This is a genomic window from Ruegeria sp. BHSC223 (assembly GCF_059613025.1).
On the sequence record NZ_JBXWRR010000020.1, the window covers coordinates 32,062 to 53,130 of the forward strand.

23 protein-coding genes and 1 pseudogene are annotated in these 21,069 nt (G+C 62.3%); 12 read left to right on the forward strand and 12 right to left on the reverse strand.

From position 1 onward, the window contains the following. The first annotated feature begins 9 nt into the window (after positions 1-9). Positions 10-2,253, forward strand: coding sequence for a DEAD/DEAH box helicase (locus AC2FNY_RS18990; protein ID WP_496803412.1), 2,244 nt, complete (start codon positions 10-12; stop codon positions 2,251-2,253). Positions 2,254-2,286: 33 nt separating this feature from the next. On the opposite strand, the gene AC2FNY_RS18995 is transcribed toward AC2FNY_RS18990, so the two are convergent. The 5 genes from AC2FNY_RS18995 to dapB all read right to left on the reverse strand — a co-directional run bounded on the left by AC2FNY_RS18995 (position 2,287) and on the right by dapB (position 7,118). Then, positions 2,287-3,018, reverse strand: coding sequence for a proteasome-type protease (locus tag AC2FNY_RS18995; protein ID WP_234139085.1), 732 nt, complete (start codon positions 3,016-3,018; stop codon positions 2,287-2,289). A gap of 9 nt (positions 3,019-3,027) precedes the next feature. Continuing rightward, on the reverse strand, positions 3,028-3,828 hold the full coding sequence (locus AC2FNY_RS19000) for a transglutaminase-like domain-containing protein (RefSeq protein ID WP_234139086.1): 801 nt from the start codon (positions 3,826-3,828) through the stop codon (positions 3,028-3,030). A 3-nt stretch (positions 3,829-3,831) separates the two neighbouring features. After that, positions 3,832-4,776, reverse strand: a complete 945-nt coding sequence (locus tag AC2FNY_RS19005) for an alpha-E domain-containing protein (protein ID WP_234139087.1) — start codon at positions 4,774-4,776, stop codon at positions 3,832-3,834. A gap of 3 nt (positions 4,777-4,779) precedes the next feature. Beyond that, on the reverse strand, positions 4,780-6,201 hold the full coding sequence (locus AC2FNY_RS19010; protein ID WP_234139088.1) for a circularly permuted type 2 ATP-grasp protein: 1,422 nt from the start codon (positions 6,199-6,201) through the stop codon (positions 4,780-4,782). Positions 6,202-6,308: 107 nt separating this feature from the next. Continuing rightward, entirely contained in the window at positions 6,309-7,118 is an 810-nt protein-coding gene (gene dapB, locus AC2FNY_RS19015) for a 4-hydroxy-tetrahydrodipicolinate reductase (protein WP_496803413.1), read from the reverse strand. Positions 7,119-7,206: 88 nt separating this feature from the next. Between dapB and rbfA the strand changes: the two genes are divergently transcribed. From rbfA to rpsO, 6 genes are all read left to right on the forward strand, one after another. Beyond that, positions 7,207-7,602 carry a 30S ribosome-binding factor RbfA gene (rbfA, locus tag AC2FNY_RS19020; protein ID WP_496803414.1) on the forward strand — a complete coding sequence of 132 codons (396 nt, stop codon included), beginning with the start codon at positions 7,207-7,209 and terminating at the stop codon, positions 7,600-7,602. A 53-nt stretch (positions 7,603-7,655) separates the two neighbouring features. After that, complete coding sequence (locus AC2FNY_RS19025) at positions 7,656-8,336, forward strand: phosphodiester glycosidase family protein (protein ID WP_496803415.1); 681 nt, start codon at positions 7,656-7,658, stop codon at positions 8,334-8,336. A 78-nt stretch (positions 8,337-8,414) separates the two neighbouring features. Beyond that, on the forward strand, positions 8,415-9,326 hold the full coding sequence (truB, locus tag AC2FNY_RS19030) for a tRNA pseudouridine(55) synthase TruB (protein ID WP_496803416.1): 912 nt from the start codon (positions 8,415-8,417) through the stop codon (positions 9,324-9,326). A 45-nt stretch (positions 9,327-9,371) separates the two neighbouring features. After that, the gene (locus tag AC2FNY_RS19035; RefSeq protein ID WP_234139092.1) at positions 9,372-9,893 is read left to right on the forward strand and encodes a DUF1643 domain-containing protein; all 522 of its coding nucleotides are present in this window, start codon (positions 9,372-9,374) and stop codon (positions 9,891-9,893) included. A 90-nt stretch (positions 9,894-9,983) separates the two neighbouring features. Continuing rightward, complete coding sequence (locus AC2FNY_RS19040; RefSeq protein ID WP_496803417.1) at positions 9,984-11,000, forward strand: calcium-binding protein; 1,017 nt, start codon at positions 9,984-9,986, stop codon at positions 10,998-11,000. Between the two features lie 154 nt (positions 11,001-11,154). Then, on the forward strand, positions 11,155-11,424 hold the full coding sequence (gene rpsO, locus AC2FNY_RS19045) for a 30S ribosomal protein S15 (protein WP_234139094.1): 270 nt from the start codon (positions 11,155-11,157) through the stop codon (positions 11,422-11,424). A gap of 71 nt (positions 11,425-11,495) precedes the next feature. On the opposite strand, the gene AC2FNY_RS19050 is transcribed toward rpsO, so the two are convergent. Beyond that, positions 11,496-12,113: a TetR/AcrR family transcriptional regulator gene (locus tag AC2FNY_RS19050; protein WP_234139095.1), complete on the reverse strand. Its 618-nt coding sequence runs from the start codon at positions 12,111-12,113 to the stop codon at positions 11,496-11,498. A 128-nt stretch (positions 12,114-12,241) separates the two neighbouring features. Between AC2FNY_RS19050 and mbfA the strand changes: the two genes are divergently transcribed. From mbfA to AC2FNY_RS19065, 3 genes are all read left to right on the forward strand, one after another. Continuing rightward, a complete protein-coding gene (gene mbfA / locus AC2FNY_RS19055) occupies positions 12,242-13,216 on the forward strand; it encodes an iron exporter MbfA (RefSeq protein WP_496803418.1) in 975 nt (324 codons plus the stop codon). A 39-nt stretch (positions 13,217-13,255) separates the two neighbouring features. Continuing rightward, entirely contained in the window at positions 13,256-14,185 is a 930-nt protein-coding gene (locus AC2FNY_RS19060) for an AEC family transporter (protein WP_234172256.1), read from the forward strand. A gap of 66 nt (positions 14,186-14,251) precedes the next feature. Continuing rightward, positions 14,252-14,482: a DUF2798 domain-containing protein gene (locus AC2FNY_RS19065; RefSeq protein ID WP_234145787.1), complete on the forward strand. Its 231-nt coding sequence runs from the start codon at positions 14,252-14,254 to the stop codon at positions 14,480-14,482. 52 nt (positions 14,483-14,534) lie between these two features. Here the strand turns inward: AC2FNY_RS19065 and polA are convergent, their stop codons facing one another. The 3 genes from polA to AC2FNY_RS19080 form a co-directional block, all read right to left on the reverse strand. Continuing rightward, positions 14,535-17,348: a DNA polymerase I gene (gene polA / locus AC2FNY_RS19070; protein WP_496803419.1), complete on the reverse strand. Its 2,814-nt coding sequence runs from the start codon at positions 17,346-17,348 to the stop codon at positions 14,535-14,537. Between the two features lie 70 nt (positions 17,349-17,418). Beyond that, entirely contained in the window at positions 17,419-17,889 is a 471-nt protein-coding gene (locus tag AC2FNY_RS19075; RefSeq protein WP_234139100.1) for a hypothetical protein, read from the reverse strand. Between the two features lie 82 nt (positions 17,890-17,971). Then, positions 17,972-18,148 carry a zinc-finger domain-containing protein gene (locus AC2FNY_RS19080; RefSeq protein ID WP_234139101.1) on the reverse strand — a complete coding sequence of 59 codons (177 nt, stop codon included), beginning with the start codon at positions 18,146-18,148 and terminating at the stop codon, positions 17,972-17,974. A gap of 89 nt (positions 18,149-18,237) precedes the next feature. Between AC2FNY_RS19080 and AC2FNY_RS19085 the strand changes: the two genes are divergently transcribed. Further along, positions 18,238-19,167 carry an ABC transporter ATP-binding protein gene (locus AC2FNY_RS19085; protein WP_234139102.1) on the forward strand — a complete coding sequence of 310 codons (930 nt, stop codon included), beginning with the start codon at positions 18,238-18,240 and terminating at the stop codon, positions 19,165-19,167. Here the strand turns inward: AC2FNY_RS19085 and AC2FNY_RS19090 are convergent. The 3 genes from AC2FNY_RS19090 to AC2FNY_RS19100 form a co-directional block, all read right to left on the reverse strand. Beyond that, positions 19,151-19,933 (reverse strand): sterol desaturase family protein, encoded by a 783-nt coding sequence (locus AC2FNY_RS19090; RefSeq protein WP_496803420.1) that lies wholly within the window; start codon positions 19,931-19,933, stop codon positions 19,151-19,153. The two genes, AC2FNY_RS19085 and AC2FNY_RS19090, sit on opposite strands and share 17 nt — an antisense overlap. Before the next feature lie 60 nt (positions 19,934-19,993). Next, the gene (locus AC2FNY_RS19095; protein WP_496803421.1) at positions 19,994-20,461 is read right to left on the reverse strand and encodes a DUF1203 domain-containing protein; all 468 of its coding nucleotides are present in this window, start codon (positions 20,459-20,461) and stop codon (positions 19,994-19,996) included. A gap of 74 nt (positions 20,462-20,535) precedes the next feature. After that, a complete protein-coding gene (locus AC2FNY_RS19100) occupies positions 20,536-20,814 on the reverse strand; it encodes an I78 family peptidase inhibitor (RefSeq protein WP_234139105.1) in 279 nt (92 codons plus the stop codon). 129 nt (positions 20,815-20,943) lie between these two features. Here AC2FNY_RS19100 and AC2FNY_RS19105 point away from each other — a divergent pair. Then, positions 20,944-21,069: pseudogene (locus AC2FNY_RS19105) on the forward strand (S-(hydroxymethyl)glutathione dehydrogenase); the annotation flags it as partial.

Here is a 21,069-nt window from a genome sequence, read left to right on the forward strand (position 1 = left end):
ATTCCCCTGATGACTTCCCCCCTTCTCGATGCCCTCGCCGAGCGCGGCTTCGACACGCTGACCGATGTGCAACAGGCGGTCACCGACCCCGCATTGGCCAGCGCCGACCTGCTTGTCTCGGCCCGGACCGGATCGGGCAAGACCGTGGGCTTTGGCCTGGCCATCGCACCCACCCTGCTGGGTGAGGCCGAAACACTGGGCCCCCCCGCCGCGCCGCTGGCGCTGATCGTGGCCCCCAACCGCGAACTGGCCCTGCAGGTCAGCCGCGAGCTGACATGGCTGTTCGCCAAGGCGGGCGGCCGTATCGCCACCTGTATCGGCGGCATGGATGCCCGTACCGAGCGCCGGGCGCTGGAGCGCGGCGCCCATATCGTCGTCGGCACGCCGGGGCGCCTGCGCGACCACATCACGCGTGGCGCGCTTGATCTGGCCGATATTCGCGCGGTGGTGCTGGACGAGGCCGACGAGATGCTCGACCTCGGCTTTCGCGAAGACTTGGAATTCATGCTGGGCGAGGCACCCGAAGACCGCCGCACCCTGCTGTTCTCGGCAACCGTCTCTCCGGCTATCGCGGAACTGGCCAAGACCTATCAGCGCCAGGCCGCGCGCGTTTCGACGCTTGGGGGCGAACGCCAGCATGCCGATATCTCGTATCAGGCGGTGCAGGTTTCGGGTGGCGACGGTGAACATGCGATCATCAACCTGCTCAGGTTCCACGATGCGCCCACTGCCATCGTATTCGCCAATACCCGCGCCGCCGTGGCGCGGCTGACCGCACGTCTGGCCAATCGCGGCTTTGCTGTGGTCAGCCTGTCGGGAGAGCTGAGTCAGGACGAGCGCAGCCATGCGCTGCAGGCCATGCGCGACGGGCGCGCCCGGGTCTGCGTCGCCACCGACGTGGCCGCGCGCGGCATCGACCTGCCCAATCTCGACCTGGTGATCCACGCCGATCTGCCGACCAATACCGAAGGGCTCTTGCACCGGTCGGGCCGCACCGGACGCGCCGGGCGCAAGGGGATTTCGGCGCTGATCGTGCCGGACAAGATTTCCAAAAAAGCATCGCGCCTGCTGAAATGGGCCAAGATCGAGGCCGAATGGACCCAGGCCCCCACGCCCGAGGACATTCTGGCCAAGGACGAAGCGCGGCTCCTCTCCGATCCGCTCTGGACCGATCCGGTCGAGGACGAGGAAACCCGCATCGCCGCCGGCCTGATGGAACAATTCACGCCCGATCAGATCGCTGTGGCCTGTCTGCGTCTATACCGTGCCGGGTTGACCGCGCCCGAGGAACTGAACCAGCCACCCGCGCGCAGCGCGGCCTCGGCGGCGGCCAGTTTCGGCCCGTCGCGCTGGATCTCGCTGTCGGTCGGACGCGAACAGCGGGCCGAACCGCGCTGGCTGCTGCCGCTGTTGTGCCGGGCCGGCAATCTGGAGAAAAGCCAGATCGGCAAGATCACCATGCAGGCGCAGGAAACCCATGTCGAACTGGCCGAAGCGGCGGTTCAGGGGTTCCTCGACCAGATCGGCCCGTCCGGTGTCGTCGAGGGTGAGATCACCGCGCGACTGCTCGATAGCCCTCCCGCCGACACTCCGCGCGCGCGCGCGCCCAAGAAGAGCCGAGACCGTGATTTCGAACGGCCTGCTCGGCCTGCTCCAAGAACACCGCGCGCGCCCAGAACGGAAACCGCATCTGAAGTTTCGCATGATGTCCGGGCCCAGGACCGGACGGAAGCGAAAAATCCAGCCTCCGAACCTGCGGCACCCCGGAGCAAGCCAAAGCCGGATAGCGGGACCAGGGACAAAGGCGCGAGGCCTGCAAGGGCCGTGACACCCAAGCCGTCGAAACCGGCCTACGCTCGGTCAAAGCCGGAGGGACGGCCGGACCATACGCCCAAGCGTCCGTCCAAGCCCGGCAGCGCCAAGGCGTTCCGTCCAGCGCGAGCTGACGAAGCCAAACCGCGTCAGTCCGAGAGCGGGCAGGGAGAAAAACGATATCGTGCGGATGCGCCCAAGGGCGCCAAACCCTTTCGTTCGGACAAGCCGCAGGGTGGTGGAGACAGACCCAATCGCTCTGGCAAGCCACTGGGCAGCGGCGCAAAGCCTTACCAATCGGACAAATCGGATCCCGGCAAGTCGTTTCGCAAAAAGAACGCAGACGCAGGTAAATCCAACCGCCCGGGCAAGCCCTTTGCACGGCCAGCGGGAAAGCCGCTGAACAAGGGTGGTGATGCACCGCCGCGCCGCAAGAAATGACGACAGTACCCGCCGACGACAGTCGGCGGGTGTTCAGAGCTCTACATCGGGAAGGCTGTCAAAGGCCGATTTCAGGGCCGTTCCCCAACCCGAGGAAATGGCCTGGAAATAAGGGTCGTCAGCGTCGATCCGGCGGGACAGGCCACGCGCGCAACTGCCTTCCTCGTAGAGTTGCAGGTCCAGCGGCAGACCCACCGAAAGGTTGGCCTTTATCGTCGAATCGAAACTCACCAGCAGCAACTTGACCGCCGCCTCGAAACTCATGTCCGGCTCGTAGGCGCGCACCAGGATCGGGCGGCCATACTTGGTCTCGCCGATCTGGAAATACGGCGTGTCCTCGCCCGCTTCGATGAAATTCCCCTCGGGGTAGATCAGGAAGAGACGCGGCGGGCTGCCCGCAATCTGTCCCCCCACGATCAGGGTCGCGTTGAACGCCGCGTCCGCGCGCTGCCCTTCTTCCGAGTTCGCGGCAATCACCTCGCGCAGGGTCTGACCGACCAATTGCGCCACCTGAAACATGGTTGGCGCCTCCATGATCGAGGGCTTGCGGTCGGCGGGTGCCTTGGTACGTTCCTCAAGGATCGAGATCACCGACTGTGTGGTCGCCAGGTTGCCTGCGGTCAGGATGGTGATGCAACGCTCGCCTTGGTTCTCGAAGGTGAACATCTTGCGAAAGGTCGAGATGTTGTCGACACCGGCGTTGGTGCGCGTGTCAGACATGAAGACAAGCCCGCGTTCGAGCCGCATCCCTACGCAATATGTCATCGCATGCCTTTACTGCTGCTGGACCTGAACCTGCACCGAAAGCGCTTCGCCCGCAGTGCCGAATCGTGTTCCAGATACCGGAGCAGCCTCGGCATAGTCCAGACCGGTTGCGGCCCTGACATATCGAGTGTCTGGGGAAATGCCGTTCGAGACATCAAAACCGACCCATCCAAGCCCTTCGATCCAGGCCTCGGCCCAGGCGTGGGTTGCTTCCTGATCGATGCGATCGTTCATCATCAGGTAACCGGACACGTAGCGGGCCGGAACATCCAGATGCCGACAGCAAGCAATGAAGACATGGGAATGGTCCTGACACACGCCATGCCCGGCATCCAGCACGTTTTCCGCGCTCCAGCCGACATCGGAACGTCCGGTCTCATAGGCCACCGCCGCGCGGATCGCTGCTGAAAGACCATGCAGCCAGGCAAGGCTTCCGGGTTCACCCTCGACACAGCTTGCCAAGCGACGCACCAGGGGCCCGGCACGGGTTACATCGGTCGAACGCAGAAACATCCACATCGGCATGAACCCACCATGCTGGCCGATCACGCCATGGTTGTCCTCTACCTCTACCGTCCCTTCGCAGTGCACCGTGATCTCGGTCGTGCCCGCGTCGAAACTGATCAGATCGACGGTATTGTGGTGCTGGTCCTCGAAGCTCAACTGCTTCTGGCCACCCTCAACGCGCACTGTCCAGTCAAGGACCGTCTGCCCATGCCCGGTCTTTGGCGTCAAGCGCAGCTGTTGCAGGGCATAGGGCACCGGCTCATCATATGTGTAGTGGGTGGTATGATTGATCTTGAGGCGCATGGGTCAGTTATAGAACCTGTAATCGATTTCCGTCTGGCCACCGAGGGCGGATAGCGACTTGAGGAAATCGGTGATGAACTCGTGCAGCCCCATTTCGATGATTTCATCGATGTCACGGGACATGGTGTGATCGGCCAGTTGGTCGCACATCGAATGACAGCGCAGCCGCACGCCGTAATCGTCCGCCAGATAGCCAAGGTTCGACCGTATCTTGTCGACGCAGAATGCAAGACTGCGCGGCATGCGGCGGTCAAGGATCAGGAACTGGGCGATCTCACGCGGGCGAGGGTCCTGGCCAAAGGTCATGTGAAATCCGCCCTCGGCGGAAACAGACCGCAAGATCGTCTGCCATTGCACGTTGTCCAACGAACTGCCCACCGAAACGACCGAAGGCAGCAGCACATAGTATTTCACATCAAGGATTCGCGCGGTGTTGTCCGCACGTTCGATGAAGGTGCCGATCCTGGCAAAATCGTAGATGTCATTGCGAAGCATCGTGCCGTGCATCGCCCCGCGCACAAAGGCCGAGCGTTGGCGGATCAGGGTCAGAACGTCGGGCAGATCGCGCTCCGGCACCTTGCGCTTCAGGGCCTCTTTCAGCGTCATCCAGTTTTCGTTGACGCTTTCCCAGGCCTCCCGCGTCAATGCCGTCCGGACCGTCTTGCCGTTGTTGCGCGCGGCTTCGGCCATGTTGAGCACGGACGAGGGATTGTCCTTGTCCCGCAGCATCCAGTCGATGGCGCCGTCGCGGGTAACCTCGGAACCATGGGTTTCGACATAGCCGGCATATGCGCCGGCCGATTGCAGCACGCTGGTCCATTCATCGTCGACCGAACCTGACCTGGTCAGCGCGATGCGCTGGCCTGCCTCGATCAGGCGCGCGGTATTCTCGGAGCGCTCGAGATAGCGGAACATCCAGAAGAGCCCGCCGGCGGTCTTTCCCAGCATGTTCTAGTCCTCCAGCACCCAGGTGTCCTTGGTGCCGCCGCCCTGCGACGAGTTCACCACCAGACTGCCCTTTTTCAGCGCCACACGGGTCAGCCCGCCGGGGGTGATGTCGACCCCCTGAGGCGATACCAGCACGAAGGGGCGCAGATCCACATGGCGTGGCGCCAACCCCGCCTTGGTAAAGATCGGGACGGTCGACAGCGACAGGGTCGGCTGGGCGATATAGTTGCCCGGATTGGCGATCAGCTTCTTGCGGAACTCGTTTACCTCGCGCTTGGAGGCAGTAGGACCGATCAGCATTCCATAACCACCCGACCCATGTACTTCCTTGACCACCAGCTCGGTCAGGTTGTCCAGCACATAGGCCAGGCTGTCGGGTTCGTTGCAGCGCCAGGTCGGCACGTTCTTCAACAGTGCCTTTTCCCCTGTATAGAACTCGACGATATCCGGCATGTAGGAATAGATTGCCTTGTCATCGGCGATCCCTGTTCCCGGAGCATTGGCGATGGTTATGCCGCCAGCGCGGTAAACATCCATGATGCCGGGTATGCCCAAGGCCGAGTCGGGGCGGAAATTGAGAGGGTCGAGGAAATCGTCGTCGACCCGTCGATACAGGACATCAATAGTCTTGTACCCGCGGGTCGTGCGCATCGCCACGCGCCCGTCAATCACCCGCAGGTCGTGCCCCTCGACCAGTTCCACACCCATCTTGTCGGCAAGGAAGCTGTGTTCGTAATAGGCCGAGTTGTAGATGCCCGGCGTCAGCACCGCGACGGTAGGCTTGTCCGAGGCGGAGGCGGGCGCACATGCCGAGAGCGACCGGCGCAGTTGCCGGGGATAGTTCTGTACCGCTTGCACCCGGTTCTGCGAGAACAGCTCGGGAAACATGTGCAGCATGGTTTCCCGGTTCTCCAGCATATAGCTGACGCCCGAGGGGGTGCGCGCGTTATCCTCGAGCACAAAGAACTCGTCCGGGCCCGTCCTCACCAGGTCGATACCGACGATATGGGTGTACACCCCGCCCGGCGGCGAGACCCCGATCATCTGCGGCAAGAATGCTTCATTGCGCGAAATCATCTCGGCTGGCAGACGACCCGCCCGCACGATCTCCTGGCGGTGATAGATGTCATGCAAAAAGGCGTTGATCGCGCGGACCCGCTGTTCGATCCCGCGCGCCAGTCGCGACCATTCGCGGCCAGATATGATACGCGGGATGATATCGAAGGGGATCAACCGCTCTGCGGCCTCGGCACGTCCATATACGTTAAAGGTGATGCCGGTCAGACGGAACAGCCGTTCAGCCTCTGCCTGTTTCTTGCGCAGGCGACCCGGATCTTCTTGCTCGAACCAACCGTTGAAATCGGAATAGGCCTCGCGCAGCGCGCCGTCCCGTCCCCACATTTCATCAAAAATCGCGTTTTCCATGAAAGCAAGTCTATGCAGGTCAAGGGAAAACACAATCTCCGTTTTGCGGTCAACGGCACCGATATGGGCACCTGCCAAATAACAGTGCAATCTTAACGGCTCAGGGTTCAGAGCCCGAGCACATCGACCATGTCGTATTGGCCGGGGGACTTTCCCTGACCCCAGAGCGCGGCCTTGAGCGCGCCGCGCGCAAACACTGCCCTGTCAGTGGCCACGTGGCGCAGCACGATCCGCTCGCCCGGGGCGGCGAACAGCACGTCATGTTCGCCCACGATGTCGCCGCCACGAATGGCGTGAAACCCGATATGGCCGCGCTGGCGCGCGCCGGTGATGCCATCGCGGGCACGGTCGGCCACATCTTCCAGACGCACGCCGCGCCCTTCGGCGGCGGCCTCTCCCAGCATCAGCGCGGTCCCCGAGGGCGCATCGACCTTGTGATGGTGATGCGCCTCGATCACCTCGATATCGAAATCCTCGTCCAGCGCGGCGGCCACCTTCTTGGTCAGCTGTACCAGCAGGTTGACGCCAAGGCTCATGTTGCCCGCCCGCACGATCACCGCATGACGCGCCGCCGGTTCCAACGCCGCGATCTGTTCCGCCGTCATGCCGGTGGTGCCGATCACATGCACGCAACGCGCCTGCGCCGCGAGGGCGGCAAATTCCAGCGTCGCGGCAGGTGCGGTGAAGTCGATCACCGCCTGCGCCTGGGCAAATGCCTCGAGCGGGTCGTCGGTCACCGCAACGCCCAGCGCCTGACCGCCCATCGCCTCGCCCACATCGCGCCCGATCCAGTCGTGCCCGGGGCGTTCCAGCGCGCCCACCAGCCGCACCTTGTCGCTGTCGGTGACGGTCCGTACCAGCATCTGGCCCATGCGTCCCGAAGCGCCGGTGATCACGATACCTGGAATATGGGTCATGGCTTGGTCCTTCTTTTCCTGCGCGTGATGCCTCCTACCGTGTTCGGCACCGCTTGGCAAAGCCTCGCTTTGCGCTTAGATCGAAGCCATGGCAAAGAACAAGTTCCACGATGGCCCCGGCCCGTCGCAGCGTCAGCTGCGTGTCGGCGAAGTGATCCGCCGCACCCTGTCCGAGGTGCTGGCGCGCGGCGACGTGCATGACCCCGACCTGAACCGGATGTCGATCACAGTGGGCGAGGTGCGCACCTCTCCCGACCTCAAGATCGCCACCGCCTATGTGCTGCCGCTGGGTGGCAAGGGGCAAGAGGACGTGGTGCAACTGCTGTCCCGCAACAAGGGAGAGCTGCGCCGGGTGATCGGCAAGAAGCTGGGGTTGAAATTCACCCCCGAGCTGCGGTTCCGGCTGGACGAGACATTCGACCGGCTCGACGATACAAGGCGGTTGTTCGATCAGGACGCGGTGCGCCGCGATCTGGACGAGTGATCCGGGCGGCGGCTGTCCTCGCCCTGTTGACCGGCGCAGGTCAGGCAGCGGCGATGGATTGCCGCGACCTGACCCATGACGGCAACCTTTATACCGTGTGCGAGGTGGATGCCCGCAACGCGGACCTGCGGTTGTTTCTCAATGACGCGGACGGGACACTGCTGGGTCAGTTTTCGACCGTCGATCAGACCCTGAGGGCCGAAGGGAAGCGGCTGGCCTTTGCCATGAACGCGGGCATGTATCACGACGACCGCTCGCCTGTCGGCCATTATGTCGAGAACGGGGTCGAACAAAAGCGGGTGATCTCAAATGCCGGGCCGGGTAATTTCGGCCTGTTGCCGAACGGGGTGTTCTGCCTGCGTCCGGGCCGGGCGGATGTGATCGAGACACTCAACTATCAGGCCGCGAAACCGGATTGCCGCTTTGCCACCCAATCCGGGCCGATGCTGGTGATCGATGGCGCACTGCACCCGCGATTCCTGCCCGATTCGACCTCGCGCTATATCCGCAACGGGGTTGGCACCAGCGCCGATGGCACACGCGCCGTATTTGCGATCTCGGGAAACTCGGTGACGTTTCACGAATTCGGAACCCTGTTCCGCGATGTACTGAAAACGCCAAACGCGCTCTATTTCGACGGCAATATCTCGCGCCTTTACGCGCCGTCGCTGAACCGTGCCGATCTGGGCTTTTCCATGGGCCCGATCGTTGGCGTCGCGATCGACGATCGCTGAATCGCACCCGCGCGGCACAAATTGACAGCCCGGCCCGGATCAGATAGGTCGCGCGCCTCAGATCTGGACGAGGGCAGGATGGCACGCAAACGCAAGGGACGCGACATTTCGGGATGGCTGGTGGTGGACAAGCCCGCCGGCATGACCTCGACCGCCGTCGTCAACAAGGTCCGCTGGGCGCTGGGCGCCAACAAGGCCGGTCATGCCGGAACCCTCGACCCCGAGGCCACCGGCGTTCTGGCCATCGCGCTGGGAGAGGCGACCAAGACGGTTCCCTATATCACCGACGCGCTCAAGGCCTATGTCTTTACCGTGCGTCTGGGCGAGGCCACCAATACCGACGATGCCGAGGGCGAGGTGATCGCCTCTAGCGACTTGCGCCCCACGGATGAACAGATCAAGGAAGCGCTGGCACCGTTCCTGGGCGATATCATGCAGGTGCCGCCCAAGTTCTCGGCGGTCAAGATCGATGGCCAACGCGCCTATAAACTGGCCCGCGACGGCGAGGATGTGGAACTGGCCGCCCGCCCGCTCTGGGTCGAGGAACTGTTGATGGTGGATCGGCCCGACGCCGACCACGTTGTACTGGAGATGACCTGCGGCAAGGGCGGCTATGTCCGCTCGATCGCCCGCGACCTGGGTACCGCGCTGGGCTGTCACGGCCATGTGCGCGAACTGCGCCGCATCTGGTCGGGCCCGTTCGAGGCCGAGGACGGCATCACGATCGAGCAGATCGACGAGATGGCCAAGACGCCCGAACTCGACAGCTATCTGCGCCCGCTAGAGGAGGGTCTGGCCGACCTGCCCGAGCTGAAATGCAGCCCCGAAGGCGCCCAGCGCCTGCGCAACGGCAATCCCGGCATGGTCTATCCCGGTGACGCCGAATATGGCGACGAAGCCTGGGCCTCGTTCGAGGGGCGCGCGGTGGCGGTGGGGGTATACAAGTCCGGCGAGCTGCACCCGTCGCGGGTCTTCGCCTTGTCCGAGTAACCTCCGGGGCGTGACGCAAGGCGCAGCGCGTGCTAGGGCACGCCCATGATCACCCGTACCCATACCAAGGGCGACGCACCGTCGACCGCCATCTATTCCGACTGCGAGCGCTACCGCTACAGCCTGACCCGTGTCTGGGACCCGGCCGGGCGCAAGGCGCTGTTCGTGATGCTGAACCCGTCGACCGCGACCGAGGTGCAAAACGATCCAACGGTTGAACGCTGCGAGCGGCGGGCGCGCACGCTGGGCTTTGGCGCCTTTCAGGTGACCAATATCTTTGCCTGGCGCGACACCGATCCCCGCAAAATGCGCGCTGCCGCCGATCCGGTCGGGCCAGAGAACGATGCGGCCATCCTGGCGGGCACCGAATGGGCAGATCAGATCGTCGCCGCCTGGGGCACGCATGGCACCCATCTGGACCGTGGACCAGCGGTCGAACGCCTGCTGCGCGGCACCGGGCTGCCGCTGTTCCATCTGGGTCTGACCAAGGACGGGCATCCCAAGCATCCGCTTTATATCGGCTATGCCCAGCAACCTGCGCTCTGGCCTGAACCCGGCACTCGTTAACCATCCATCCTGAACAGCTTTGACGAACCCCTTGCAATCGTGGGATATTTGCGGACAGGGGCGACGCGTGTCTGGAGTAGTGGGATGTTGATGCTCGCAGGTCTGTTGGGGCTGGCCGCTGTTGGCGGTGTCGTTCTCATGACGGGAGGGGACGAAGACGATGAGGAGCTGCTGTCGGCAGAGGACCAGCAGGATAGCGATAGCACCGAAACGCTGAGCATGGTTTCCGGCGGTGTGCTGCCTGAACCTCTTTTGATGGCAGACGCCATCGTCGGCGGTAACGGGCAGGTCCAGTCCGGTGATGACCAGGGCGATATTCTGACCGGCGAGGACGGGGACGATCAGATCAACGGGTATGATCTGGACGACACCATAGCCGGGGCCGATGGAAACGACACGCTGCATGGCGCCGGCGGGAATGACGAGATCCGCGGCGAAGGCGGGTTCGACCTGTTGCATGGCGAAGATGGTGACGACAGCCTGGATGGCGGCGCAGGCAATGACAACCTGTTCGGCCATTTCGGAGACGACAAGATGCAAGGCGGCAGTGGCGACGACACGCTTTATGGCGGTCAGGATGACGACCTTCTGGATGGTGGCGACGACAACGACGCTTTGCATGGCGGATATGGCGACGACACCCTGTCCGGCGACGCGGGTCGGGACATCTTGTTCGGCGGCTTTGGCAACGACCTGATCCTCGGGCTCGAAGGTGGAGCCAATGCTATGCTTCCGCACACCGAACAGGAGGTCGACTATCTCAATGGCGGACAAGGTGACGACACAATTTGGGCCGGTGCTGGCGACATCGTCACCGGTGGCGACGGAGAGGACGATATCCTCTTGAGTGATTGGCCGTCAGGCGTAGAGGCGGTCGAGGTCATGGACTTTGATCCAGCGGAAGACCGTTTGATGGTAATCTGGGATGGCCCGGAAGGGCAGAGCCCCGACATTGAGATCAGCAAAGACGCCGAGAACCCTGAAATCAGCCGAGTCATGGTGGATGGACACGAGGTTGCGCTGCTGCGTGGTGGCGAGCCGAGCGATATTAATGATATCGTACTGGTGCGTCCGGGCGACCTGCCCCTGGCCGGAACTGCGGCCTGAGCTGCGCCCGCAGAAAGCCTTTGCCCTCTCGTTCTTTTCCGCGTATACGCGCGCATCCGCAGCGGAATCGCTCTGATGCGGAAACTCTCCATGGGCCTGTGCTGGACGACATCCCGGCCTGCGCCATTCACTCTAACCTGACAAGGAGACCCCGATGTCGATCACTGCCGAAGAAAAAGCACGCGTGATGAAGGAATATGGCACCAAGGACGGCGACACCGGTTCGCCCGAAGTCCAGGTCGCCATCCTCAGCTCGCGCATCGCGACCCTGACCGAGCATTTCAAAACCCACAAGAAAGACAACCACGGTCGCCGTGGTCTGCTCAAGCTTGTGGCCCAGCGCCGCAAGCTGCTGGACTATCTAAAGGGCAAGGACGAAGCTCGCTATCAGTCGCTGATCGAGCGTCTGGGCCTGCGCCGCTAATCGGGTCCGAGATCGGATTTGGGAAAGCGCCCGCCTCTGGCGGGCGTTTTTCATTTGGCCGCTCGCCCCTGTCAGGCCCCGTAACGCGCCAGAAATGTATCGACGGCAGCCAAGGCCACATCATCAATCTCAGACTTGGTAAACCGCGTTTGGATGCCGAATACCGCACGCGTCCACAGGCGCGTCTTGCAAAGCTCCGAAAACTGTTCTGCGGCCATCGGAATGTCATCGATTTCCAATTCGCCTTTCGCTACCGCCTTTTCCAGATATTCGCAGATCTGGCGCTGGCCGTTCTCAGGCCCCGCTGCATAGAAGGCACGCGCCAGTTCGGGGAAGCGTTCTCGCTCGGCCAGGCAGATACGAAATACCTGCTGAGCGAAATCCGAAATCAGGAACGCCACCAGTTGCGTCGCGGTGATGGTCAGCACCTCGCGCGCGGGCCGGGTTTCATCGATCATTGACAGGATACGTTCGGCCATCAACTGGCATTCATTCTGTGCCACTTCGACGAACAACAGGCGCTTGTCGGGAAAATAGCTGTAAAGAGTCGCCTTGGACACACCGGCCGCCCGCGCGATGTCATCGACATTGGCGCCTTCGAACCCATCGTTCATGAACACGTCGCGCGCGCCCCTGAGCACTTGGCCGAATTTGCGTCCTGTGCGCAGAATGGTCGAAGCCTGGGTCATTCCGTCTCCGCTGATGTTCGGTTTGTTAACCTATTTTGCGGCGGCTGTAGTTTCAACGATTCGGACGAAACCGGTTGCAAGCAAGGGCGCGCACGCTATCTTGGAATCATTCTAATTTGAGGTCGAGCATGCGGTTTCTATCCTATCGCAAACACTTTCGCGATCTGTCAGAACAAGAGGTGATCGCCTTGGCGATCTCCTCCGAAGAGGACGATGCGCGCATTTACCGCTCTTACGCCGAGATGCTGCGCGCCGATTTCCCCGCCACGGCCAAACTGTTCGACGGCATGGCCGCCGAAGAGGATCAACACCGGGCCCAACTGATCGCTCTGCATGAACGGCGCTTTGGCGCGGTGATCCCGCTGATCCGGCGCGAGCATGTAGCCGGGTATTATGCGCGCAGGCCAGTCTGGCTGGTCGAAAACCTCGGGATCGAACGAATTCGCACCGAGGCAACAGCGATGGAGCGCGATGCCGAGCGGTTTTATCTGGCCGCCGCCGCCCGCTCGACCGATGCCGCCACCCGCAAGTTGCTGGGAGATCTGGCCGCCGCAGAGGCGGGGCATCAGGCCACCGCGTCCGATCTTGAATCGACCCATCTGGACGACGAGACCCGCGCGACAGAGGAAGCAACCGCGCATCGCCAGTTCATCCTGACCTGGGTACAGCCGGGACTGGCCGGGCTGATGGACGGGTCGGTGTCGACACTGGCACCGATCTTTGCCACCGCATTCGCCACTCAGGACACCTGGACCACCTTTCTGGTCGGTGTCGCTGCCTCGGTCGGGGCCGGCATCTCGATGGGCTTTACCGAGGCCGCCTCGGACGATGGCGAATTGTCGGGTCGGGGCTCTCCGGTCAAGCGCGGCTTTGCCTCGGGCGTCATGACGACGCTGGGCGGGTTGGGCCATGCCTTGCCCTATCTGATCCCCGATTTCTGGACCGCGACCAGCATCGCCATCTTCATCGTGTTTTTCGAGCTTTGGGCCATTGCCTGGATCCAGAACAAGTACATGGAAACGCCGTTCTTCCGCGCCGCATTCCAGGTTGTGGTGGGCGGCGCGCTGGTGCTGGCCGCCGGGGTGCTGATCGGCAGCGGCTAGCGGCCTTGTCATCCGGTCAAATCATGTTACCAGTTTTGCATGGTCGAGGTCTTTCTGCGCACATTGCCGTTTTTCGTGATCATCGGCCTGGGGTTCTGGGCCGGTCGCACCCGGTTCTTCTCGCCCGAGGCGACCGCCTATCTGACCAAGTTCGTGTTTTTCTTTGCCCTGTCGGCGATGCTGTTCCGGTTTGCCGCCACCCTGCCCTTTGCCGAGATTTTCAACGGGCAATTGGTGATGGGCTATCTCTGGGGCACCGCCGGGGTCTATGGCATCGCCTCACTGGTCGCATTCCTGCGCAAGCTCGACGTGCCGACCGCGGCGGTCGAGGCGCAATGCGCCGCCATCGGCAATGTCGGCTTTCTGGGCCTGCCGATGCTGGCCATGCTGTTTGGTGAGGCGGCGATCGGCCCGGTCATGCTGGTCCTGTCGGTCGATCTGATCGTGTTTTCCTCGCTCATCGTGATCCTGATCAATGGCGGGCGTGACGGGCGGCTGAGCCTGGGGACGCTGCGCCTGATCGGTCTGGGGCTGCTCAAGAACCCGATGATCGTCAGCATCTCCGCCGGGCTGATCTGGTCATCGCTGCGCCTGCCGATCCCCGGACCGCTGAACGATTTTCTGACCATTCTCGGTGGGGCGGCGACCCCCGGCGCGCTGTTCGCCATCGGCGCCTCGCTGGCTGGGCGCTCGGCCGAACGGGTGCAGATCGCCGCCTGGCTGAGCCTGTGCAAGCTGATCATCCACCCGGTTCTGGTGGCGCTGGCGGTCTTGTGGGTGTTCCCGGTCGATGCGTTCTCGGCCTCGGTCGCGATTGCCGCGGCGGCCCTGCCGGTGGCGGGCAATGTCTATATGCTGGCAGCCCATTACGGGGTGGCGCCACAGCGCGCTTCGGCGGCGATCCTGCTCTCAACCGCCGTCTCGATCCTGACCGTACCCGCCTTTATCGCCTGGGTCAGCGCCGTCTGATCCGAAGCGATTGCATCGCGGATGGTGATGTTATATGCGGTATTTTGAATACATTAGGAGATATCTATGTTTCCCGCCCGGTTCGCTCCCCTGCTCTCTGCCGCGATCATGTCCGGCCTGATGTCTTGTATCGTGACATGCGTGGCCACCGTCCGAGCTGTCGGAGTGGCTCCGGGCATGGCCGCCAAATGGATGAGCGCCTGGATGCTGGCCTGGCCCATCGCGCTGGTGGTGCTGCTGTTCGTGGCGCCGTTGACCCGTCGTCTGGTCGCCGCCCTGGTGCGCAGCGAAACCTGAACCCGGCCAGGTCAGGTTGACGGGGCGCCACGCGAACCGCGTGCAGCGGACGCTAATGTGCCTCGGCCCAGTTGGCGCCCCGGCCCGCATCCACCACCAGCCGCACATCCAGTCGCACCGCCGGATCGGCGGCGCCCTCCATTATGTCGCGAGCTGCGGCGATAGTGTCCTCGACAGCGTCCTCTGCCACTTCGAACAGAAGTTCGTCATGCACCTGAAGCAGCATTTTTGCTGGCAGGTCGCGAATGGCATCCGGCATCCGCACCATGGCGCGGCGGATCACATCCGCCGCCGTACCCTGGATCGGCGCATTGATCGCCGCGCGGCGGGCAAAGCCCGCATGTGGCCCCTTGGCGTTGATCTCGGGTGTATGGATGCGCCGGCCGAACAGGGTCTGTACATAGCCATGCTCCTTGGCAAAGGCGATGGTGTCGTCCATGTAGGTCCGGATGCCGGGGAAACGCTCGAAATAGCGGTCGATGAATTCCTGCGCCTCGGCGCGCGGAATGCGCAGGTTGCGCGCCAGACCAAAGCCCGAGATGCCGTAGATCACGCCGAAGTTGATCGCCTTGGCGCGACGGCGAATCTCGGGCGTCATTTCCGCAAGCGGCACGTCGAACATCTCGGACGCGGTCATTGCGTGGATGTCGAGCCCGTCGGCAAACGCCTGTTTCAGCGCCGGGATATCGGCGATATGGGCCAGGATGCGCAATTCGATCTGGGAATAGTCGAGGCTGACCATCACGTTGCCGGGTTCGGCCACGAAAGCCTCGCGGATGCGGCGGCCTTCTTCGGTGCGGACGGGGATGTTTTGCAGGTTCGGGTCAGTCGAGGCCAGTCGCCCGGTATTGGCGCCGGTGATGGCATATGACGTATGCACCCGCCCGGTATCGGGGTTGATATGGGTCTGGAGCGCGTCGGTATAGGTCGATTTCAGCTTGCTCAGTTGCCGCCAGTCGAGAATACGGGCGGGCATTTCATGCTCGGTGGCCAGGTCTTCGAGCACATCCGCCGGGGTCGAATACTTGCCGGTCTTGCCCTTCTTGCCGCCCTCAAGCGACATCTTGTCGAACAGGATCTCGCCCACTTGAGCAGGCGACCCAACGTTGAATGTCTCACCGGCCAGTTCGTGAATCTCGGCCTCAAGCCCCGCCATCTTTTGCGCGAAGGCGTTCGACATCCGGCTCAACACCTCGCGGTCGACCTTGACGCCATGCATCTCCATCTCGGCCAGCACCGGCACCAGCGGGCGTTCCAGCGTTTCATAGACGGTGGTGACCTGCGCGCGGTGTAGTTGCGGTTTGAACAGCTGCCAGAGCCGCAGTGTGATGTCGGCATCCTCGGCGGCATAGGCGGTCGCCTCGTCGATCGGCACCTTGTCAAAGGTGATCGCCGATTTGCCCGAACCCAAGAGCGGCTTGATCGGGATCGGTGTATGGCTGAGATAGCGTTCGCTGAGCGTATCCATCCCATGCCCGTGCAAACCACCATGCATCGCATAGGACAGCAACATGGTGTCGTCGATTGGCGACACCGCAACGCCGTAGCGGGCAAAGATCTTGGCATCATATTTCATGTTCTGCCCGATCTTGAGGATCGCGGGATCCTCGAGCACCGGTTTCAGCAGATCGAGTGCCTCTTGCAGCGGCATCTGCCCCTCGGCCAGCTTGTCCGAGCCAAAGAGATCACCCGCGTCACCGTCGCGATGGGTCAGCGGGATGTAACAGGCCGCGCCCGGCTCTACCGCCAGCGAGATACCGACCAGATCGGCGGTCATCTCATTCAGGCCGGTGGTCTCGGTATCGACCGCGACCCAGCCGCGTTCGCGGGCCTGGGCGATCCATTTTTCCAGTGCCGCCGCATCGCGCACGCATTCGTATTTGGACGCGTCAAAGGGCGGTTGTTCTGGGGCGGGCGCATCCTCTGTCGCGGGGGCCGGGGCCTCGGTGATGACCGGAGCTTCGGTGCCCAGCTTGTCGGCGATCCGCTTGGTCAGGGTGCGGAATTCCATCTCGGCCAGGAAGCCCAGAAGCGTATCTGGATCCGGGTCGCGCAGTTCCAGATCGTCCAGCGTGAAGTCGAGCGGCGTGTTCGCATCGAGCGCGACCAGGCGTTTCGAAAGCTCGATCTGGGCGCGCATGTCGATCAGGGTCTGGCGGCGCTTGGGCTGCTTGATCTCTTCGGCACGGTCCAGAAGATCTTCGAGCGAGCCGAACTCGTTGATCAGGAGTGCTGCGGTCTTGACGCCGATGCCGGGGGCGCCGGGCACGTTGTCGACACTGTCGCCCGCCAGCGCCTGCACATCGACAACGCGGTCAGGGAAGACGCCGAATTTCTCGAACACGCCATCGCGGTCGATGCGCTTGTTCTTCATGGCGTCGAACATCTCGACCCCGTCACCCACCAGTTGCATCAGGTCCTTGTCGGAACTGACGATGGTCACCCGCCCGCCCGCGTCGCGCGCCTGATGCGCCAGGGTGGCGATGATGTCGTCAGCCTCATATCCCTCCAGCTCCTTGCAGGGGATGTTGAACGCCTCGGTCGCCTGACGGGTCAGCGGAATCTGTGGACGCAGGTCTTCGGGCATCGCCTCGCGGTTTGCCTTGTAAAGGTCGTAGAGGTCGTTGCGGAAGGTGTGACTGCCCTTGTCGAAGATCACAGCAATGTGAGTCGGGGCTTCGCTACCATGGTCTTTGTTCAGTTCGCTCCAAAGCATATTGCAAAAAACGCTGACAGCACCGGTCGGCGTACCATCAGATCGGAAGTTATACTTTGCATCGCGGTTACTCGCTTGAAAGAAAGCGCGAAAGATAAAGGCCGATCCGTCGATCAGATGCAGATGGCAGCCTTTCCCGAAATTGCTCATGCGCGCTCTCCCTGTCGGTCAGGGATGGTTCTGCCACAGGGTCAGCCGGGTGACCAGTCAGGAACATGCCTTAACCGCCAAACAGACCGCTGAACACATCCGAGAAACTGTTCAGCAGCGCCATGATGACCAACGCGCCGAGGAGGGCGAAAAAGGCTACGGTAACAAACTGGAACAGGATCGCGCCCGTTCCGATGACCACTCCGGCGATGGCCGGACGTCGTTTTTCATGACGAAGGATGCCAATCACCGAGACAACAATTGCCAAACCGCCCAACATGGCGACACCGATACGCAAGTAGTCATCCAGGTCGCGGGTGGGGGCGACCGGTTCGGGTTGCTCCATGCCTGCGGCGGCCCTCAAGGTCGATTTTCCGATCTCGGCAGCAAGCTCGCCCAGCGAAACGCCGGTGGATTGTTGCGGTGCAAACGGCCCGGCCCAGAACACGAAAAGCGCCGCGAACAAGGCCAGTGCGGCAAGGAAGAATCCGGTCCAACCAAAAACCGGGTTGCCCGTATCAGCAGCGGTCATGTCTGTCATGTCACTTACCCACGATGGTCACAGCAAAGCGGCTAAGTGAAAATCGGGGCGAGATTTGGGCGGAACCCGTTTGGGCAGGCAATCAGCCTTGCTCTGTGCCCTTCAGAACATATTTGCAATCGCAATAGGGGCATTCGACCCAGCCGCTATCCTCGGGGATCTGCAACCAGACGCGCGGGTGTCCCAAAGCGCCTTCGCCCCCGTCACAGGCAACGCGGCTTTTTTCAACGATCTTGGTTTCCGGCGCTTGGATGGTCATCGCGGGGGCCTTTCTTCAGGTTGTCGGCACTGCGGACATGGATTAGGTCCGTTTATGAGCGACAAGGCGAGCAGGAGCAAGAGCCGCGCATGACCGAAGACGCAATCCGGATCGAGGGTCTGACCAAGACCTATCGCGGCAGTCACGGACAGCCGGAAAAGCAGGCTCTGAAAGGGATCGACCTGAGCGTGCCGCGCGGCTCTGTCTTTGGCCTGCTGGGCCCGAATGGGGCGGGGAAATCCACGTTGATCAACATCCTTGCCGGGCTGGTCACCAAGACCTCTGGCAGGGTCACGATCTGGGGATTTGACCAGGATCAGAACCCGCGCCAGTCGCGTGCCGCCATCGGGGTGATGCCGCAAGAGCTGAACCTCGACCCGTTCTTCACCCCGCGTGCCGCGCTGGAAGTTCAGGCCGGTCTATACGGTGTGCCCAAATCACGGCGCTGGAGTGACGAAATCCTCGCCATGATCGGCCTCAGCGACAAGGCCGAGGCCTATGCTCGTACCCTGTCGGGCGGCATGCGGCGGCGGCTGTTGCTGGGCAAGGCGCTGGTGCACCGGCCGCAGGTTCTGGTGCTGGACGAACCCACCGCCGGCGTCGATATCGAGCTGCGCCAAATGCTCTGGACCAATGTACGCAAACTGAACGCCGAAGGCATGACCATCATCCTGACCACCCATTACCTGGAAGAGGCACAGGAGATGTGCGACCAGATCGCCATCATCAATCAGGGTCAGGTGGTGGCACGGGACAGCACCGCCAACCTGCTCGGCCGCCTCGACGCGCGCGCGATGGTGATCTTGCCCGAAGGGCCCATCACCGATCTGCCGCAAGGCCCGGGGATCGAGGCCGAGGCGCGCGACGACGGCACTCTGGCATTGCGCTATCACAGCCAGAGCACCAGCGCAGAATCTGTGCTGGAAGCAGTCCGTTCCGCTGGCATCCGCATCCGCGACGTGCGCACCGAACAGGCCGATCTCGAGGATGTATTTCTGGCGCTTACCTCGGCGGGGTGACAGGCACCGCAGCTCCAGTCGCCCTTTCAAAGGCCGCGTCATAGTCACTGCGTAGCGTACCCATCACCCGGTCCCAGAACAGGAAATACAGACCGTAATTACCAGTGAACCGCCCGTGATGCTGGTTATGCGCGACCGAGGTGTTGATCCAGCGGCCCAACCAATGCTTGTGAAACCCGCGCGGATAGAGCTCGAACCCAAGATGGCCATAGACATTATAGGCGATCTGGAAGATGAAGAAATACATCACCGCCGCCCAGTGCACCGGCAGGGTAAAGGCGATGATCGGCAGTATGCCCACCTCCAGAACCGCCTCGATCGGGTGAAAGGCATAGGCCGTCCAGGGCGAGGGGTTGGTAGAGCGATGATGTACCAGATGCACGTGTCGGTACAACGCCCGCGTATGCATCAGCCTATGTATCCAATAGAAATAGGTGTCGTGCAGCGCCAGCATCCAGACAAAAGTGAAGGCCAGATACCCCCATCCCCGGCTGCCCATCGACCCGCCATAGATATTGGTGTGATTGAGAAATATGAAAAAGATCAGCGACGAGATCACCGCAAAGATACCGACCGAGATCAGGGAAAACACTAAGTCCCGACCATAGTCAGTCAGCTGGGGCCAGCACTTTTGAATCTTGCGCGACCACATCACCCGTCTCAGCAACAGATAGAACAGGGCAAAGGCCCCAGCTGCAAAGAACAGGTAGCGCTGCACGATGCGCAGCGATTCCTCGACCACAAAACGTATCAGATCTGCGTCCAAGCGCGCCTCTTGCTATCCCTTGAGGTCAGTCTACAGAGGCGCGCGCGGTTGTCACCCGGATCAGGCCCGGTCGACGCGCGCCTGATAACAGTTGTTGCGAGCCGAGCGCACATGCGCATAGACGACATCGGACCGTTTGAGCATGGTCTCGGCAGCCACGAGCAACTCTCTGGCGGGAACCATTTGCCCGGTGCCATAGACGATGCGGTCGTCGCGCGCATAGCCCTTGATCAGATAGTGGGACGAACTGGTCAGCACCACGGGCAGCGGGCTATCCTCGGGATGGCGGGCGCATGGCTCGGCGCAGACAAAGATCGGCCCGGTCTCGGCATAGGGGTGCAGCCCCTCGAAGGGCCGATGCGCCAGGATCAGCATCGGTGCCCCCTGCGGAATGTAGCGCAGGCAATGGCGGCACGGGTTGCCACCGCCATCCGACACCGCGCGCTCGGGCGGATTGCCATAGGCATCGGGCGCGCCTCTTTGCCATGCGCGAACGGTGCCGGTGTCAAGTGCGGTGATATGGATCATGCGGCCCTCCTGTCGAGTTATGCCGCGTCTTATCGCCCTGTCGGGCGGGCACTGGCGACCCGGTTCCTGCGGGTTCAGCCGCAGGTCAGCCGGATCACGACTCCCGCCTTGTCAGCAAAGACATTCAGGCGGTTGGGCCGGTAGTCCTGTGTTACAGGGGAATCAGGGTCAATCACCCGCGCGCCTACGGGCAGAAGGTACGCTACATCCGCAACCGGTTGGCCCACGATCTCTCCCAGATCATCCCCCTTGCAGAAACTCAGATCGACCGGTGCGGGATCGGATACAGGTACCTCCTCGATGGGGCCGGTACAGGCGGTAAGCAGAACAAGGATCGGGGTAAATCGGTGCATTGGCGTTCCCTTTTTGACAAATGTCGGTTCCGTGTGGTCAGGTGCGGGCGAAACCTGACACGAAACCGGTATCCAAGAAACCCGGCCTTTGCGGTCGGGGCAAATATGACCGGGACAAGGAGAGACGAGATGCGGACACGTGCTGCGGTAGCGGTTGAGGCGGGCAAGCCTCTGGAAGTGATGGAGGTGAACCTCGAAGGGCCGAAGGCCGGCGAGGTTCTGGTGGAGATCAAGGCCACCGGCATCTGTCATACC